This window comes from Streptomyces sp. 13-12-16 (assembly GCF_002114215.1).
In the GTDB taxonomy this organism is placed as follows: domain Bacteria; phylum Actinomycetota; class Actinomycetes; order Streptomycetales; family Streptomycetaceae; genus Streptomyces.
Window position 1 is genome coordinate 1 of the sequence record NZ_NCTE01000763.1, and the last position, 1,735, is coordinate 1,735.

The window sequence follows — 1,735 nt, forward strand, 5'->3', positions numbered from 1 at the left end:
CGGTAAAGGTCGGCAAGTGCACTGCGCCAGAGCGGACCTCATGGCGGGGGCACGGGGGTGCTCACACTATCTGCCAAGTTGAGCGTCGAACGGTACAGGTGACGTATCCGACGTTCCCACCCCGGGAACAACTCCTCGTATATGCCGAATTCCTACCATCGGTAGGGCTTGTACACGTCCATGCACGTGCCCGTCTCGGATCCGTTCAGGGCGTCGCTGCTGTCGGGCAGCGCCCCGGCCTCCGGTTTCCTCTGCCGCGGATACGACGTGCCCGTACGCCAGTCCGCCCCGATGTCGACTGTGACCCCGGACACGTCCGTCGACTTGCGCGTCGCGCTCGCCGGGATCCCCAGCGCCTCGGCGACCCGGCGGGCGTCCTCGGCCGACTCGTCGTCCGGGTGACGCACGACGGTCCGCTGCTCGGAGAGCGCCGCCGACGTGTCCGCCGTCGCCCGGTCGAAGCCCTGCTCCACCAGCGTCCGGGTGACGGCGCGCGCACGGCCGTCGACCGGTCCGAGGGTGGCGGAGCGGGTGGCGTTCCGTACCAGGACGTCGATGCCGGCGGCATCGGAGGGCGAGTCGCCCGAGGGCTTCGTGGAGGGCTTCGCGCCGTCCCCGCTGTCCTTGCCGCCGCTCCTGCCGCTGGCCTTGTCGCCGTTGTCGTCGAAGGACACGTCGTCGCGGAGCATCGCCCACATCTGCTCGGCGTCGTCACCGGCCGGAAGCAGGTGGTTCGCGTTCTCGGGGTCCGCGACGGTGGGCATCGTCGTCATGGTGATGCGGTTCGAGGGGACCGTCCTGAGCTGCGTACCGAGGTCGAACAGCTTCTTGACCGTGCCGATCTCCTCGGACACCACCAGCGACTCCGTGGCCGCCTCGGCCAGGTCCATCAGCCTGCCGGTGTCGGTGAAGACGTTCTGGCCGCGCAGGGTGCGCATCGCCGAGTTCATGTACATGCGCTGCGCCCGGGTGCGCAGCACGTCGCTGCCCCAGGCGTGCCGGGTGCGCAGCCACTGCAGCGCCTGCTCGCCCTTCACCTTCCCGGAGCCGGCCTCCATCTTCAGCCCCGAGCCGCCGGGCATCCCGGGCAGCGGGCGGTCCCACACGTTCTGGTTCACGCAGACCTCGACACCGCCGATGGCGTCGGCCATCCGCACCACGCCCGCGAAGTCGATGGTCATCCAGTGGTCGATGTAGACACCGGTGAGGTTCTCCCAGGTGGCCAGCGTGCAGCCGGCCCCGCCGCGGCCCAGCGACTCGTTGATGATCGTGTCGGCCGCCGGGTAGGTCCTGCCGGTCTCCGGATCGGTGCACTCGGGGATGTCGACCCGGGTGTCGCGCGGAATGCTCACCACCGCGGCGCTCTTGCGGTCCGCCGCCAGGTGGATCAGCATCTGCACATCGCCCAGCGGCGCGCTGTCGCGGTGGTCCTTGCCGCCGCCCAGCGCCACGTTGGCGTCGGAGGCGCGGCTGTCGGAGCCGATCAGCAGGATGTTCAGGGGAGTCTGCCCGGCGGAGTTCGGCCCGGTCCTGCGGGCCTTGGAGTCGCCGCTGCTGCGCTCGCCCTTCTCGATGTTGCCGTTCAGGTGCCGGTAGTAGAGGTATCCGGCGCCGGCCGTGCCGAGTATCAGGACCGACAGCGTCATCGCGGACCATCTGAGCACGCGGTGCCGCCGCCCGGGCCGCCCGCCGTGGCCGCGCCGTCCGCCGCCCGCGCCGTTCGTGCCGGGGCCGT

Annotated in this window: 1 protein-coding gene; it reads right to left on the minus strand. The window is 70.7% G+C overall.

Translation table 11 applies throughout. From position 1 onward, the window contains the following. Positions 1–152: 152 nt before the first annotated feature. The coding region (locus B7767_RS28215) for an LCP family protein (RefSeq protein ID WP_373408246.1) at positions 153–1,735 on the minus strand (1,583 nt) is incomplete at its 5' end.